At 69.1% G+C, this 14,804-nt stretch carries 15 protein-coding genes; 9 read left to right on the forward strand and 6 right to left on the reverse strand.

The annotated features are described in order from the left end of the window. Positions 1-6 precede the first annotated feature (6 nt). Together H5J31_RS04490 and H5J31_RS04495 are read right to left on the reverse strand one after the other, a co-directional pair. Positions 7-510 (reverse strand): hypothetical protein, encoded by a 504-nt coding sequence (locus H5J31_RS04490; RefSeq protein WP_181771153.1) that lies wholly within the window; start codon positions 508-510, stop codon positions 7-9. Beyond that, on the reverse strand, positions 507-1,277 hold the full coding sequence (locus H5J31_RS04495) for an alpha/beta hydrolase (RefSeq protein ID WP_181771154.1): 771 nt from the start codon (positions 1,275-1,277) through the stop codon (positions 507-509). The genes H5J31_RS04490 and H5J31_RS04495 overlap by 4 nt, the downstream gene beginning before the upstream one ends. A gap of 214 nt (positions 1,278-1,491) precedes the next feature. Here H5J31_RS04495 and H5J31_RS04500 point away from each other — a divergent pair, with 214 nt between their 5' ends. Both H5J31_RS04500 and H5J31_RS04505 read left to right on the forward strand, forming a co-directional pair. Continuing rightward, the gene (locus tag H5J31_RS04500; RefSeq protein WP_181771155.1) at positions 1,492-2,253 is read left to right on the forward strand and encodes a lysophospholipid acyltransferase family protein; all 762 of its coding nucleotides are present in this window, start codon (positions 1,492-1,494) and stop codon (positions 2,251-2,253) included. Positions 2,254-2,273: 20 nt separating this feature from the next. Beyond that, positions 2,274-2,759: a polyadenylate-specific 3'-exoribonuclease AS gene (locus H5J31_RS04505; protein WP_034322519.1), complete on the forward strand. Its 486-nt coding sequence runs from the start codon at positions 2,274-2,276 to the stop codon at positions 2,757-2,759. A gap of 90 nt (positions 2,760-2,849) precedes the next feature. Here H5J31_RS04505 and H5J31_RS04510 read toward each other — a convergent pair whose 3' ends face one another. Next, on the reverse strand, positions 2,850-3,926 hold the full coding sequence (locus tag H5J31_RS04510; RefSeq protein WP_181771156.1) for a 3-deoxy-7-phosphoheptulonate synthase: 1,077 nt from the start codon (positions 3,924-3,926) through the stop codon (positions 2,850-2,852). 283 nt (positions 3,927-4,209) lie between these two features. On the opposite strand from H5J31_RS04510, the gene H5J31_RS04515 reads away from it, so the two are divergent. Further along, the gene (locus H5J31_RS04515) at positions 4,210-5,235 is read left to right on the forward strand and encodes a 6-phosphofructokinase (RefSeq protein WP_181771157.1); all 1,026 of its coding nucleotides are present in this window, start codon (positions 4,210-4,212) and stop codon (positions 5,233-5,235) included. 142 nt (positions 5,236-5,377) lie between these two features. Then, the gene (locus tag H5J31_RS04520; RefSeq protein ID WP_181771158.1) at positions 5,378-6,901 is read left to right on the forward strand and encodes an amidohydrolase family protein; all 1,524 of its coding nucleotides are present in this window, start codon (positions 5,378-5,380) and stop codon (positions 6,899-6,901) included. Positions 6,902-6,976: 75 nt separating this feature from the next. Here H5J31_RS04520 and H5J31_RS04525 read toward each other — a convergent pair whose 3' ends face one another. Both H5J31_RS04525 and H5J31_RS04530 read right to left on the reverse strand, forming a co-directional pair. Then, complete coding sequence (locus H5J31_RS04525) at positions 6,977-8,419, reverse strand: aromatic amino acid ammonia-lyase (RefSeq protein WP_181771159.1); 1,443 nt, start codon at positions 8,417-8,419, stop codon at positions 6,977-6,979. A 38-nt stretch (positions 8,420-8,457) separates the two neighbouring features. Further along, positions 8,458-8,928 (reverse strand): group II truncated hemoglobin, encoded by a 471-nt coding sequence (locus H5J31_RS04530; protein ID WP_181771160.1) that lies wholly within the window; start codon positions 8,926-8,928, stop codon positions 8,458-8,460. Positions 8,929-9,032: 104 nt separating this feature from the next. Here H5J31_RS04530 and H5J31_RS04535 point away from each other — a divergent pair, with 104 nt between their 5' ends. After that, a complete protein-coding gene (locus H5J31_RS04535) occupies positions 9,033-9,374 on the forward strand; it encodes a winged helix-turn-helix transcriptional regulator (protein ID WP_181771161.1) in 342 nt (113 codons plus the stop codon). On the opposite strand, the gene H5J31_RS04540 is transcribed toward H5J31_RS04535, so the two are convergent. Next, positions 9,368-9,676: an ArsR/SmtB family transcription factor gene (locus H5J31_RS04540; protein WP_181771162.1), complete on the reverse strand. Its 309-nt coding sequence runs from the start codon at positions 9,674-9,676 to the stop codon at positions 9,368-9,370. The two genes, H5J31_RS04535 and H5J31_RS04540, sit on opposite strands and share 7 nt — an antisense overlap. Before the next feature lie 164 nt (positions 9,677-9,840). On the opposite strand from H5J31_RS04540, the gene H5J31_RS04545 reads away from it, so the two are divergent. The 4 genes from H5J31_RS04545 (at position 9,841) to H5J31_RS04560 (ending at position 14,478) form a co-directional block, all read left to right on the forward strand. After that, positions 9,841-11,061, forward strand: a complete 1,221-nt coding sequence (locus tag H5J31_RS04545) for a glycoside hydrolase family 18 protein (RefSeq protein ID WP_181771163.1) — start codon at positions 9,841-9,843, stop codon at positions 11,059-11,061. Positions 11,062-11,167: 106 nt separating this feature from the next. Then, positions 11,168-11,833: a DUF2461 domain-containing protein gene (locus H5J31_RS04550; protein WP_181771164.1), complete on the forward strand. Its 666-nt coding sequence runs from the start codon at positions 11,168-11,170 to the stop codon at positions 11,831-11,833. Positions 11,834-11,943: 110 nt separating this feature from the next. Then, the gene (gene pyk / locus H5J31_RS04555; RefSeq protein WP_181771165.1) at positions 11,944-13,368 is read left to right on the forward strand and encodes a pyruvate kinase; all 1,425 of its coding nucleotides are present in this window, start codon (positions 11,944-11,946) and stop codon (positions 13,366-13,368) included. A 210-nt stretch (positions 13,369-13,578) separates the two neighbouring features. After that, positions 13,579-14,478: an acyl-CoA thioesterase gene (locus tag H5J31_RS04560; protein ID WP_181771166.1), complete on the forward strand. Its 900-nt coding sequence runs from the start codon at positions 13,579-13,581 to the stop codon at positions 14,476-14,478. Positions 14,479-14,804: the final 326 nt, after the last annotated feature.

Below are 14,804 nucleotides of genomic sequence, written 5' to 3' on the forward strand. Positions count from 1 at the left end.
GGCAGTTCAGACCTGGGCGCCGTTGTGCGGGTCCGCGCCGGGCGGCGGCCCCTGGCGAACCCGCAGCAGGAGCAGCGCGATCGCGGTCGCGAGGGCGAGGATGCCGAGCGGCGTGCCGAGGCGCGTACCCATGCCGATCAGGTTGGGCGCGATCAGGAGCAGCAGGCCGAGCAGGAAGAACAGCAGGACGATGAACGCGCCCTTGCGCGGACGCGGCAGGGGAGGCGGCTCCGGCGGCACGAAATGGCCTTCGTCGTCGCTCGAACCGGCCGGGGCATCCTCGAAGAGGGTCTTGTCCCAGCTGGTGCCGCCGCCGCGCCAGCCCGGCTCGGGTTCGGCTTCCGAAGGGTCGGGACGCGGTGTCTTCTCCGCGGGCTTCTCCGCCGTCTTGCCGGCGGGCTTCTCGAGGTCGTCCTCCGGGAACAGGCCGACGCCCTCCGCACGGAGGTCGGCCACGATCTCGGCGAACGTCGCGTCGACGTCCTCCGGCCCGTCCTTGCCTCTGCTCATCCGGCGTCCACCTGTCCCGCCCGGCGCACGGACCGGGCGAAGTCCACCGTACGCGTGAAGATCAGGTCGGCGTCGTGGTCTTGAGTGGCGACGTGGAAGCTGTTTTCGAGCACCACCTCGGTGACGTCCGCGCTCCCGATCCCGTCGAGGATGATCCGCGAGTTCTCCGGCTCCACCACGTGGTCGACGGCCGAATGCAGCAGCAGCACCGGCTGGGTCACCTTGGCCAGATCGGGCCGGACGACGGCCCACAGCTTCGCCAGGCTCGCGGCCGCGCGCACCGGGGTGCGGGGGTAGGCCAGTTCGGTCTCGCCCGGCTTCGCGATGTCGTTCGCGATCGCCTTCACCGACGGCACCATGTTCGCCAGCAGCGGCAGCAGCTTCGTGTCCAGCCCTCGGCGCATGATCGACGGGTTCACCAGCACGATGCCGGCGATCCGGTCGCCGAACTCCTCGGCCAACCGCAGCGTCAGCGTCCCACCCATCGACAACCCGGCGACGAACACCGAGTCGCATTCGGAGAGCAGTGCCAGCAATTCTTCACGGACCGCGCCGTACCAGTCCTCCCAGCCTGTCCGGTTCATGTCCTGCCACCGGGTGCCGTGGCCCGGGAGCAGCGGGCAGCGCACCGTGTAACCGGCTTCGGCGAGGTGGTCGCCCCAGGGCCGCATACTCGCGGGGGTGCCGGTGAATCCGTGGCACAGCAGGAAACCTGCTTCGGTCGAACCGGTGTGAGCGAACGGTTCCGCGCCGGCGAGGACGGCCATGCGATCGCCTTCCGTGAGAGCTGGGTAGGTCTCCTATGTTCGCACGAGCGGAGCGGCTTGTGGGCCCCCGGCCGCCGCCGGAATGAGGCCGGACCGGGTGTGAGATCCGTCGCTGGGTGCGGGTAACCGGGTGGACTTCGTTGTGCCGGGGGTGCGCGGTTCGTAGTCTTGACCATCGGGCGCAGGGGTTGAGCTGCTAGGAGGAGTTTTCGCAGTGCTGTACTGGCTCATGAAACACGTGTTTATCGGGCCACTGCTCAAGGCGCTGTGGCCCACCAAGGTCGTCGGCGCGGAGAACATCCCCGACGAAGGTGGCGTGATCCTCGCGGGCAACCACCTGGCGGTCGCCGACTCCTTCTTCATGCCGCTGCGGGTCAAGCGCAAGGTGACCTTCCCGGCCAAATCGGAGTACTTCACCGAGAAGGGCCTCAAGGGCCTGCTGAAGAAGTGGTTCTTCACCGGTGTCGGCCAGTTCCCGATCGACCGCTCCGGCGGCAACGCGGCGCAGGCCGCGCTCGACACCGCGACCCGCCTGGTCCGCGAAGGACACCTCCTCGGCATCTACCCCGAAGGCACCCGCTCCCCGGACGGACGCCTGTACAAGGGCAAGACCGGCGTCGCGCGGATCGCGCTCGACTCCGGCGGCCTGGTGGTCCCGGTCGCGATGATCGGCACCGACAAGGTCAACCCCATCGGCTCCAAGATGTGGTGGCCGCGCCGCCTCGAGATCCGCTTCGGCAAGCCGCTCGACTTCTCGCGCTACGAGGGCCTCGCCGGCGACCGTTTCATCGAGCGGTCCATCACCGACGAGATCATGTACGCGCTCATGGAGCTTTCCGGCCAGGAGTACGTCGACATCTACGCGGCCAAGGCGAAGGAACTGCTAGCCGCCGAAGAGGCGGGCATCCGCCCGAAGGTGCCCGCGCAGCCGTCCGCCCACGACGTCGCCCGCATCCCGGACACCAAGGTCGGCTGAGGTCCCACTAGGGTTCTGCGGTGCGCTTTTTCTACGACACCGAATTCATTGAGGACGGCGTGACGATCGACCTGGTGTCGATCGGTGTCGTGGACGAAAGAGGTCGCGAGTTCTACGCGGTCTCGACCGATTTCGATCCCGGCAAGGCGGGCCCCTGGGTCCGCGACCACGTACTCCCGAAACTCCCGTCGCCCGCCGACCCGGCGTGGCGCAGCCGCGAGAAGATCCGCACGGATCTGCTCGAGTTCTTCGGCAAGCCGCCCGGCGGGATCGAACTGTGGGCCTGGTTCGCCGCCTACGACCACGTCGCGCTGGCCCAGCTCTGGGGGCCGATGCCGGCGCTGCCGCGTCAGCTGCCGCGATTCACCCGTGACCTGCGGCAACGCTGGGAGGACGCGGGCAAGCCGAAGCTCCCGGCCGCCCCGGACGACCAGCACGACGCCCTGGCCGACGCGCGGCACAACTACCAGCGGTGGCAGATCATCGAGTCCTACTGGCACCGCTGAGGCCTTCCCGCGCGCTATGAACGGCCCGTTACTTGCAAAATTTGCAAGTAACGGGCCGTTCATAGCGCGTGCCGGAGGCGAAACGGGCACTCAGCGCCGCGCGTCGACGGCCGCGGCCAGCGTGTCCAGCAGCTCTGCCGTCGTGTCCCAGCCGAGGCACGCGTCCGTGATCGACTGCCCGTAGGTCAGCGAGGACGCCGAGCCCAGCGTCAGGTCCTGCCGCCCTTCCACCAGGAAGCTCTCCAGCATCAGCCCGGCGATGCCCCGCTCCCCGGCGCCGATGCGGTCGGCGAGTTCGCGCACGACCGTGGCCTGTCGCACGTGGTCCTTCGCGCTGTTGCCGTGGCTCGCGTCGATGATCACGCGCTCCGGCAGGCCCGACTTCGCGAGCCGCGCCAGCGTGTCGGACACGGTCGCGGCGTCGTAGTTCGGGCCGGACGCGCTGCCGCGCAGGATCACGTGGCAGTCCTCGTTGCCGCCGGTGGTGATCAGCGCGGCGAGGCCGTCGGGGTTGATGCCGGCGAACACGTGGCTCGCGCCGGCCGCGCGGGTGGCGTCGACGGCCACCTGGACGTCGCCCTCGGTCGAGTTCTTGATCCCGACCGGCATCGAAAGCGCGCTGCACAGCTGCCGGTGCACCTGGCTCGCGGCGGTCCGCGCGCCGATCGATCCCCAGGTCACGGTGTCGGCGATGAACTGCGGGGTGATCGGGTCGAGGAATTCGCAGCCGACCGGCAGGCCGAGCGCGGAGACGTCGAGCAGCAGTTTGCGCGCCATCCGCAGACCCTGGTTGACCTCGTAGGTGCCGTCGAGGCCCGGGTCGTTGATCAGGCCCTTCCAGCCGAGCGTGGTGCGCGGCTTCTCGAAGTAGACGCGCATGACGATGTGCAGGTCGCGGCGGTGCTCTTCGGCCTTGGCGGCGAGGCGGCGGGCGTAGTCGAGCGCGGCGTCCGCGTCGTGCACCGAGCAGGGCCCGACGACGACGAGGAGCCGGTCGTCCCGGCCGTCGAGGATGTCGACGGCCGAGGCCCGCCCGGCTAGGACGGTATCGGCGATTTCCGCCGTCATCGGATGTTCGTGCCGCAGCATCGCGGGCGACAGCAGCGGGTTGATGGCCGCCGTGCGGTGCCCGTCGAGGGCGATCAGGGTGTCAGCGGAGGGAGACATCTCGGGTCTGGTTTCCTTTCGAAAGGGATACCGACCCGCGGGAACTCGCCGAGCCGGTGTGATTCCGGCTCGGGGTGGAGGTCAGCGCAGGTTCACGCCGCCGTGCCCACCCGGGGCCGGCTTCGTAAACCAGAAATAGCGCTGCACGGCGCCAAGCTAGCACATCCCGGACGTGGACCGATTTCCGAGGTGGTCCGCCCTGCACCGATCCAGAGAACTCCCGCTACGCTGGCGTCGGGACATGTGACTGTCATCTCTACGGAACACAAGACGGAGGCTTCTGATGCGTGTCGGTGTGCTGACCGGCGGTGGCGACTGCCCGGGGCTCAACGCGGTGATCCGCGGTGTGGTGCGCAAGGGCATCGAGGTGCACGGCTGGGACATCGTCGGGTTCCGCAACGGCTGGAACGGTCCCCTCACCGGGGACAGCCGCCCGCTCGGCCTGAACGACGTCGAGGACATCCTCACCCGCGGTGGCACGATCCTGCGCTCGTCGCGGACGAACCCGTACAAGGTCGACGGCGGCGTCGACAAGATCAAGGCCGTGCTCGCCGAGCAGCAGGTCGACGCGCTGATCGCGATCGGCGGCGAGGACACCCTCGGCGTCGCGAAGCGGCTCACGGACGACGGCGTCGGCGTCGTCGGCGTGCCCAAGACGATCGACAACGACCTCGGCGCCACGGACTACACGTTCGGCTTCGACACCGCGGTGTCGATCGCCACCGAGGCCATCGACCGGCTGCACACCACCGCCGAGTCGCACCACCGCGCGCTGGTCGTCGAGGTCATGGGGCGTCACGCGGGCTGGATCGCGCTGCACTCCGGCCTGGCCGGCGGCGCGAGCGTGATCCTGGTGCCGGAGCGGCACTTCAACGTCGACCAGGTCGTTTCGTGGGTCGAGCGCCGCTTCGAGAAGGAGTTCGCGCCGATCATCGTGGTCGCCGAGGGCGCGCTGCCCGAGGGTGGCGAGGAGAAGCTGCTCACCGGTGAGAAGGACGCCTTCGGGCACGTCCGGCTCGGCGGGATCGGCACCTGGCTGGCCGACGAGATCGCCGCCCGCACCGGCAAGGAGTCCCGCGCCGTCGTGCTCGGGCACGTCCAGCGCGGTGGCACCCCGACGGCGTACGACCGCGTGCTCGCCACCCGGTTCGGTCTCAACGCCGTCGACGCGGTGGCCGACGGCGACTTCGGCGTGATGGTCGCGCTGCGCGGAACGGACATCGTCCGCGTCAAGCTCGCCGAAGCGACCGCCGAACTGAAGACCGTCCCGGCGGAACGCTACGAAGAGGCCGAGGTCTTCTTCGGCTGAGCGACGTTTCGAAAAGTTTCAGAAGAAGGCCCCTTACTTTGTGCTGAGCTCGGGTAAGGGGCCTTCGCTTTCCTTGCGGCTCCGCCCTCGCGACGAGTTGAATCGGCCACTCGGGGGATCTGGGTGGAAGGGCGGGGTTCTCATGGCCGGAGCGGGATCCAACAGGCGCGAATTCCTGAGATGGCTCGCCGCGAGCGGGGCCGGGGTGGCGCTCGCCGGGCTGCTGCCCGGTTCGGCCGCGGCGAGCGCAGCCGAGGAGATCCTCGTCATCACCCATGTCACGCTGATCGACGGCACGGGGTCGGCGCCGCGCCGCGACGTCTCCGTCGTACTCGTCGGCGACCGGATCGCCTGGGTCGGCAACTCCGCCCAGGTCCCGGAAACCGGTGGCGCGCGGGAGATCGACGGCCGCGGGAAGTTCCTCATCCCCGGGTTGTGGGACATGCACACCCACGGTGCGGACCTGGAGGAGATCGTCCTGCCGTCGCATCTGGCCTACGGCGTCACGGGCGCCCGCGAGATGTGGGGGTACGCCGAGAACCGCGCGACCCGCGACAAGATCGAACGCGGGGAACTGCTCGGCCCGCGCCTCGTGATGGGGAGCGGGATCGTCGACGGGCCGGTCACGCTGCTGGGCCCGCCGGTGCTCCAGGTGTCGACCGAAGCCGAGGCACGGGCCGTGGTCCGCGCGGAGAAAGCCGCGGGCGCCGAGTTCGTCAAGGTCTACTCCTACCTCGGTCCCGAGGCGGCGCGCGCGGTCGCGGACGAGGTCCACGAGCAGGGGCTGCGGTTCTCCGGGCACTGGCCGTACAAGCTGTCGCACTTCGAGGCGAGCGATCTCGGCCAGCACAGCTTCGAACACTTCTTCGGGGTGTCCGTCCACTGCTCGTCCCGGCGCGACGAGATCATCGCCAAGCTCAAGTCGACGCCCTTCGATCCCGCCGCGCCACGGGACTTCTTCAACCTGGCCCGCCGTCTGGAGTTCGAGTCGGTCTCCACCTACAGTCCCAACGCCGCGTGGACCTACTTCAACCGGATGCGGCGCAACGGCACCTGGCATTCGCCGACGCTGACGATCAACCGGATCGTCACGCAGCCCGCCGAGACCCACAAACAGGACCCGCGGCTGAAGTACGTGCCCGCCGACATCCGCGAGAGCTGGGCGATGGGCATCGAACGGTTCGCGCCGAAGACCTCCGCGGAGATCGCCCTGCACGAGCGGTACTACCAGGAGACGTTGCGTCTGGTCGGGGCCGCGCACGACGCGGGTGTCGGGCTCATCGGCGGCACCGACTGCCTCAACCCGTACACCTTCCCCGGCAGCGGTCTGCACGAGGAACTGGCCTTCCTGGTCGAAGCCGGGCTCTCGCCGGTGCAGGCGTTGAAGACCGTCACGGGTGACGCGGCGAAGTTCCTCGGCCGCGAGCGGACTTCGGGCACGATCGCGGCGGGGAAGGAGGCGGACCTCGTGCTGCTGGACGCGAACCCGGCCGCCGACATCCGGAACATCGCGAAGATCGATCTCGTGGTCACGCGCGGCCGTGTCCTGGACAAGCCGGCGCGACGGCGGATGCTCGACGACGTCGAGACCGCCGCGAACCGCCCGCCCGCCGCGGCCACGAACACGCGGATCCAGTCCCTCGCTCGCCGGGGCTGTTGCTGCTGACACCCCCCGCGTTTAGTCCTCTGAATGCGGTAGTTGCACGCGCAAGGACCGCATTCAGAGGACTGAACGCGGGGGTCAGATGAGCGCGAGGGTGTCCAGGAGGGACACGGCGCGCGCGATGTCCTCGGTGAGCGGCCGGTCCTCGACACTCGGGTCGAGCGCGGCGGCGGCGGTCTCGTAAGCGTCCCGAGCGGGGAGCGCGACGAGCTCGGCCTTCCGCATCCGCAGTGCCCGGACGGCCGCGACGAGTTCGCACGCCAGCACCTGCTGGTACGCCGCCCCGGCCGCGGTCGCCGCTCGCGCCGCCTGGGTGGAGAAGCTCGCGTGGTCCTCGATCCCGCGCGAGACGACGGCGGTGCCCAGCGTCGCCGGGAGCGCCGCCTGCCGCAGCTCCGTGAGCGCGTCGTGCGCGACGTACTCCAGGATCATCACGCCCGAACTGCCCGACGGCCCGGCCGCGAGGAACGGCCGCAGCCCGGTGAACTCGGGTTCCACCAGGTCACCGAGCCGGGCCACCGACAGTTCGGCGACCTGGTGCACCGTCGCCCGGACCTGGTCGAGCGCCGTCGAGACGTACGCGGTGTGGAAATGCGCGTGGTGATAGGCGTCCTGGTGCACCGTCGAGATCATCGGGTTCTCGGTGCTGGCGTTGATCTCCACCGCGAGCACGTCGCGCAGATAGTGGATCGCGTCCAGCGCGGGCCCTTGCACCTGCGGGAACGCGCGGAGCCCGAACGGGTCCTGGATGCGGCGCCCGGGTTTGGGCGTGCCCTCCATCCCGAGCAGCCGCCGCATCTCCGCCGCGCACGCGACCTGCCCGGCGTGTGGCCGCGCCTCGTGCACCGGCGTCGCGTACGCCTCCGGGTTCCCGTCGAGCGCGATGTAGGTCAGTGCCGCGACGACGTGACTCGCCCGCGTCAGCGTGTCGAGCCGCATGGCCGCGAGGGTCGCTTCGGCCAGCGTCGCGGCGTTGCTGCTCATGAACGCGAGCGCGTCACCCGCCTGCACCGGCACCGGCGGCACACCGCCCGCGAGCCATGGCCGTTCCCCGGTGAGGGCGAGCGCGGTTTCGGCGAGCGGGGCGAGATCGCCGGTGCCGATCGCGCCGAGCCGGTGCACCAGCGGCAGGGAGCCGGTCCGCACCGCGGCCGCCAGCGCGCCGATCAGTTCGGGGCTGAGCCCGGCGCGTCCGGCCAGCAGCTGGTTGAGCCGGATCAGCATCATCGCCCTGGTCTGGGCGGGGGACATGACGTCGCCGCTGCCGCCGGCGTGACTCCGCAGCAGCCGCAGACCGTGATCGGGCGACTCGCCTTCGCCGACCGGGTCCTCCTTATTGGCGCCGACGCCGGTGGTGCGGCCGTAGACGATCCGGCGTGTGCTCAGCTCTTCGGCGAGCTTCCACGCGCTCTCGGCGCCGCGCAGCGCGGCGATCGACACATCGATGTTCAGCGGTCCCTCGGTACCCGCGGCGGTCACGACGTCCGCGCAGCGCAGGGTCCGGCCGTCGACCCGGATCACGGCGGCCTCCTTTCACGACCGCCCCACTATGAACGCCTTCAGTCCGAGGGCGGCTGCCAGGGCGGGCGGTTGCCCCAGTCCCACTTCGGCATGGGCTCGGGGACGGTGACCTCGCGGCCGGGCTGGGAGAACATCACCGCGAGCCGGCTGCCCCATTCGACGTACGCGGCGAACGCGGAGCGGAACTCCGGGTCGGCCGGGAGCCCGGCCTCGTCGGCGGCGTCGAAGAGCAGGTTCACCCAGCGGCGCCGCTGCTGCTCGGTGATGGCCCGGCCGAGGTGCCGCCCGACCATGTGCCGATGGCCGCCGTGCTCGCCGCTGTAGGTCTCCGGGCCGCCGAAGACCTCGGCGAGCCAGACCGCGACGTGTTCGGGGTGGCCGGGGTCCATGTCGCGGAAGACCGGCTCCAGCAACGGGTCCTTCAGGACGTGGCCGTAGAAGACCTGGGTCAGCCGCCGCAGGGCGTCCAGCCCGCCCGCCCATTCGTACAACGTCGGCGTCTCGGTCACGTAAGGTCCTCCCAGCGGCGATGATCTTCCGGTCCGGCAAGGCAACCACTGCGAACCGCCGGGGGCAACCGCTTACTTTTCGGTGCGTACCAACGGGAGTGGCGATGAAGCGGTATCACTGCGCTGTCGAACTGGCCGTCGACGTCATCGGGGGCAAGTGGAAGCCGGTGATCCTCGCGCATCTGAAGGAGGGCGTGCACCGCTACGGCGAACTCCGGCGCCGCATGCCCGGCGTCAGCGAGAAGATGCTGACCCAGCACCTGCGCGAACTGGAGGCCGACGGACTCGTCCGGCGGGAGAGCCTCGGTGGCCGGGTCCCGCACGTCGAGTACCGCCTCACCGAGGAAGGGGAGCGGTTACGCCCCGCACTCCAGGCGCTCTACGACTGGGGGACGCGGCGGGCGGCCGACACCGGGATCACGTTCGAGCCGTTACCTATTCACTGACTGTCCGCGTCGAGGTGCTGTTCGAGCGCGTCGATCCGGCCCTCCCAGAACCGGCGGTACGGCGCGAGCCAGGCGTCGACCTCCGCGAGCGGCTCCGGGCGAAGCCGGTAACACCTCCGCTGCGCGGCGACGCGAACGGTGACCAGACCCGCTTCGCGTAGTACACGTAGATGCTTCGATACCGCCGGCTGGCTCAGTTCGAGGACCTCGACGAGCTCGTTGACCGACCTTTCGCCGTCCCGCAGGAGATCGAGGATGGTGCGTCGTCGCGGCTCGGCGAGGATCTCGAAAGTCTGCATCATCCAGGAAATGTGCCCTGTGGGGCATATTTCCGTCAAGGAATGTTCGAAAATGTCCATCCGAAAGTCTTGGTCTGAACCATTGACGGAGTGGTCTAGTCCACTTAACTTGTGCGTGTCCCGCCGCAGTCCTCTCGTCACCGGTGGTGACCTTGAAGGGAGAACGCATGTCCCGTTTGAGCAGGCTCACCGCGATCGTGGGTGCCGCGGCCGTCGCGCTGGGCGCGCTGGCCGTCGCCGCACCGGCGCAGCAGGCGACCGCCGCCCCCGAAGCGCAGGACGCTTCGGTCGGCAAGGTCCTCGGGTACTTCGCCGAATGGGGCGTCTACCAGCGGAACTACCATGTCAAGAACATCGACACCTCGGGTTCGGCGAGCAAGCTGACCCATATCAACTACTCGTTCGGCAACGTGACCGGTGGCGGTTGCGCCCTCGGTGACGCCGAAGCGGCGACGAGCAAGTTCTACGACGCGGCCTCCAGTGTGGACGGTGTCTCCGACACCTGGGACGACGGCGCGCTGCGCGGGAACTTCAACCAGCTGAAGAAGCTCAAGGCCAAGTACCCGAACCTCAAGGTGCTGTGGTCCTTCGGCGGCTGGACCTGGTCCGGCGGCTTCGGCGAGGCGGCGAAGAACCCCGCCAAGTTCGCGGAGTCCTGCTACAACCTGGTCAACGACCCGCGCTGGGCCGGTGTCTTCGACGGCATCGACATCGACTGGGAGTACCCGAACGCCTGCGGTCTCTCCTGTGACACCAGCGGCCCGGCCGCGATCAAGGATCTGGCGCAGGCCCTGCGGGCCAAGTTCGGCTCCAAGCTGGTCACCGCCGCGATCACCGCGGACGGCACCGACGGCGGCAAGATCGACGCCGCGGACTACGGCGGCGCGTCCCAGTACTTCGACTGGTACAACGTCATGACCTACGACTACTTCGGCGCGTGGGCCGCGCAGGGTCCGACCGCCCCGCACTCGCCGCTGAACGACTACGCGGGCATCCCGACCGCCGGCTTCCACTCCGACGCGGCGATCCAGAAGCTGAAGAGCAAGGGTGTCCCGGCGAACAAGCTGCTGCTGGGCATCGGTTTCTACGGCCGTGGCTGGACCGGCGTCACCCAGGACGCCCCGGGTGGCACCGCGACCGGTCCGGCGGCGGGCACCGAGCCGGGCATCCAGGACTACAAGGTCCTGAAGACCACCTGCCCGCCCACCGGCACCGTCGCGGGTACGGCCTACGCCAAATGCGGCAGTGACTGGTGGAGCTACGACACCCCGGCGACCATCGGCGGCAAGGTCACCTACGCCAAGAGCCAGGGTCTCGGCGGCGCCTTCTTCTGGGAGCTGTCCGGTGACACCGCCGACGGCGAGCTGATCACCGCTCTGGCCAAGTAAGACTCCGAAGTACATATCCGAAGTACATAAAGGTCCCCTTCCTTGCGCCTAGGTGCAGGAAGGGGGCCTTCACGTACTTGCCGGACCCGGGGATTAACGTCACCGCATGGGTTTCGAGGGTTTCGGTGAGTACGCCATCGACTTCTACGACGGCCTCGAGGCCGACAACTCCAAGTCCTATTGGGACGCGAACCTCGCCACCTACAAGGCCGACGTCCGAGCGCCGATGGAGGCGCTGCTGGCGGAGCTGGTCCCGGAGTTCGGCGACGGTTTCGGCGAGGGGAAGGTCTTCCGCCCGTACCGCGACGTCCGGTTCGCCAAGGACAAGACGCCGTACAAGACCCACTGCGGCGCGGTGATCGAACAGGGCCGTGGCGGCGGCGCGTACTACGTCGAGGTCGGCCCGGCAGGGATGCGCGTCGGCGGCGGTTGCTTCCACTTCGAGTCCGATCAGCTCGCCCGCTTCCGCCGGGCCGTCGACACCGAGGTGCACGGCACCGAACTGGCCAAGGTCCTCGCGAAGCTGGAGAAGGCAGGCTGGGAGATCAAGGGGGACAGGCTCAAGTCGAAGCCGCGCGGGTTCGCCGAGGACCACCCTCGCATCGACCTGCTGAAGTACCGGTCGGTGTACGCCGTCCGCGGCTGGGAGCCCGACGACGTCCTGCACGAGCCCGGCGCGCTCGACCGGGTCCGGAAGGCATGGCGGCAGGTCAGGACGTTCAACGAGTGGGCACGGGACCGGGTCGGGGCGAGCGAGAAACCTCGCCGATAACCCTCGAACCTTGTTCGGTGGTTGTCCATCGGCCAGGTGAACTGACACTTTTCTTGAACTTTCGGTATCGGTAAAGACGTACGCGCGATGAGGGACTACGCTGTGCGAACGTGAGCCGACGCGCGAAGATCGTTTGTACCCTTGGCCCCGCGACCGCTACGCCGGAGAAGATGCGGCAACTCGTCGACGCCGGGATGGACGTCGCGAGGATGAACTTCAGCCACGGGACGCACAGCGACCACAAGCAGGTGTACGACCTGATCCGGTCCGCCGCCGCTGAATCCGGCCGTGCGGTGGGCATCCTCGCCGACCTGCAGGGGCCGAAGATCCGTCTCGGCACCTTCGCCGGTGGCCCGGTCGAGTGGCACAACGGCGACATCGTGCGGATCACCGTCGAGGACGTCGCGGGCACCCACGACCGCGTCTCGACCACCTACAAGGGACTCGCCGACGACGCGAAGCCCGGCGACCGTCTCCTGGTGGACGACGGCAAGGTCGGCCTCGTGGTCAAGGACGTCGAGGGTCCGGACGTCGTCTGCGAGGTCACCGAAGGCGGCCCCGTCAGCAACAACAAGGGCGTCTCCCTGCCGGGCATGGACGTCTCCGTGCCCGCGCTGTCCGAAAAGGACATCGAAGACCTCGAGTTCGCGCTCGAACTCGGCGTGGACTTCATCGCGCTGTCGTTCGTCCGCTCGCCCGCCGACATCGACCTGGTCCACCAGGTGATGGACCGCGTCGGCAAGGGACGCCTGCCGGTGGTCGCGAAGATCGAGAAGCCCGAAGCGGTCTACAACCTCGAAGCGATCGTGCTCGCCTTCGACGCGGTGATGATCGCCCGCGGCGACCTCGGCGTCGAACTCCCGCTGGAGCAGGTCCCGCTGGTGCAGAAGCGCACCATCCAGATCGCCCGCGAGAACGCGAAGCCGGTCATCGTCGCGACGCAGATGCTCGAGTCGATGATCAACAGCTCCCGCCCGACCCGCGCGGAGGCCTCGGACGTCGCCAACGCGGTGCTCGACGGCGCCGACGCCCTCATGCTCTCGGGTGAAACCAGCGTCGGCCGCTACGCCATCGACGTGGTCAAGACCATGGGCCGGATCATCGAGGCCGTCGAGACCGACTCCCCGGTCGTGCCGCCGCTGTCGCACGTCCCGCGCACGAAGCGCGGCGTCATCTCCTACGCGGCCCGCGACATCGGTGAGCGCCTGAACGCGAAGGCGCTCGTCGCCTTCACGCAGTCCGGCGACACCGTCCGGCGGCTCGCGCGGCTGCACACACGGCTGCCGCTGCTGGCCTTCACGCCGGAGGAGAGCGTCCGCAGCCAGCTCGCGATGACCTGGGGCACCACGACGCGGATCGTGCCGAAGGTGGACTCCACCGACCAGATGATCCAGCAGGTCGACCACGCGATGCTCGAAATGGGCAAGTACGCCAAGGGCGACCTCGTGGTCATCGTCGCCGGCTCCCCGCCGGGAACGGTCGGCTCGACCAACCTCATCCGGGTGCACCGCCTCGGCGAAGACGACCACGCCTGACCCGCACCTGACGTCGGTCCCTCGCGCGGACCCCGCCACCGTCCCCGAAGTCCGTGAAGGCCTCCTTCCCTACCTTCAAAGTAGGGAAGGAGGCCTTCACGGCGTGCCGGCCGGCCAAGCGGCGCCGGAGAACGTCCCGAAGGTGGCCTTCGCGACAAACGTCCCGCCTCGCGGACGCCCGAAGCACCCTTACGGCCTAAGGTTCTGTACATGACTGAGATGGCCAGGGAGGCCGCGGCCGGATTCGACGAGACCGGGGGCGTCGGCGGGCAGCCGGTGCTCGACCGGCTGGTCGCGCTGCTGGACTTGGAGAAGATCGAGGAGAACATCTTCCGCGGCGTCTCACCGGCCCATTCGCCGGTGCGGGTGTTCGGCGGGCAGGTGGCGGGGCAGGCGCTGGTCGCCGCCGGCCGCACCGTGCCCGAGGAGCGGAAGGTCCACTCGCTGCACGCGTACTTCATCCGCGGCGGCGACCCCAGTGTCCCGATCGTCTACGAGGTCGACCGTATCCGCGACGGCCGGTCGTTCACCACGCGCCGGGTCGTGGGCATCCAGCACGGCAAGGCGATCTTCTCGCTGTCCGCGTCGTTCCAGAAGGACGAAGGCGGCATCGAGCACTCCGAAGGCATGCCGGACGTCCCGGATCCCGAGTCGCTCCCCACGCTGCAGGAGCGCGCCGAGGGCTACTTCATCGGGCATCACGACCGGCCGCGCCCGATCGACCTGCGGTACGTCAACGACCCGCCGTGGGTGACGCGGAAGTCCGGCGAGCTCCCCGCCCGCAACCAGGTCTGGATGCGGGCCGACGGCAAGCTCCCGGATCAGCAGCTGCTGCACGTCTGCGTGCTGACCTATGCCTCCGACATGACGCTCCTGGACTCGGTCCTGGCGCGTCACGGCGTCTACTGGGACCTCGACAAGGTGATCGGCGCGAGCCTCGACCACGCGCTCTGGTTCCACCGCCCGTTCCGGGCCGACGAATGGTTCCTCTACGACAGCGCCTCGCCGACGGCCTCGGGTGCCCGCGGTCTGGCGACCGGCCGGTTCTTCGCGGCGGACGGAACACACATTGCCACCGTTGTGCAGGAAGGCCTTCTTCGCGTCGTGTGAACGGTGACGTTCCGCCATCGAAGACCGGGTTCGTCCACCCTTTAGAGGGAATGGCGAAACGCATTAACCTCTGGAGCCAGAGCATTGTGCGCGCGCCCTGGACATAAAGGGAGGGCCGGAACCGATCGGGGGACGGCTCCGGCCCTGCACCGGGGGTGAATCCGGCTGCGACGGGTATCCTTACGGAAGCCCATCGGTGCAGCTCGCGGCCCCGCGCCCGTGCCGCGAGCGGATCCGCGCCCGCGGAGAGGGCGGGGCGTACCGCGTTGCACAATGCTCAACCTACAACGGCAATCTGCAAATTGCAGGATGAAAATCCGGACGTG

Origin of the sequence: Amycolatopsis pittospori, assembly GCF_013870525.1 — a bacterium.
Classification (GTDB): domain Bacteria; phylum Actinomycetota; class Actinomycetes; order Mycobacteriales; family Pseudonocardiaceae; genus Amycolatopsis; species Amycolatopsis pittospori.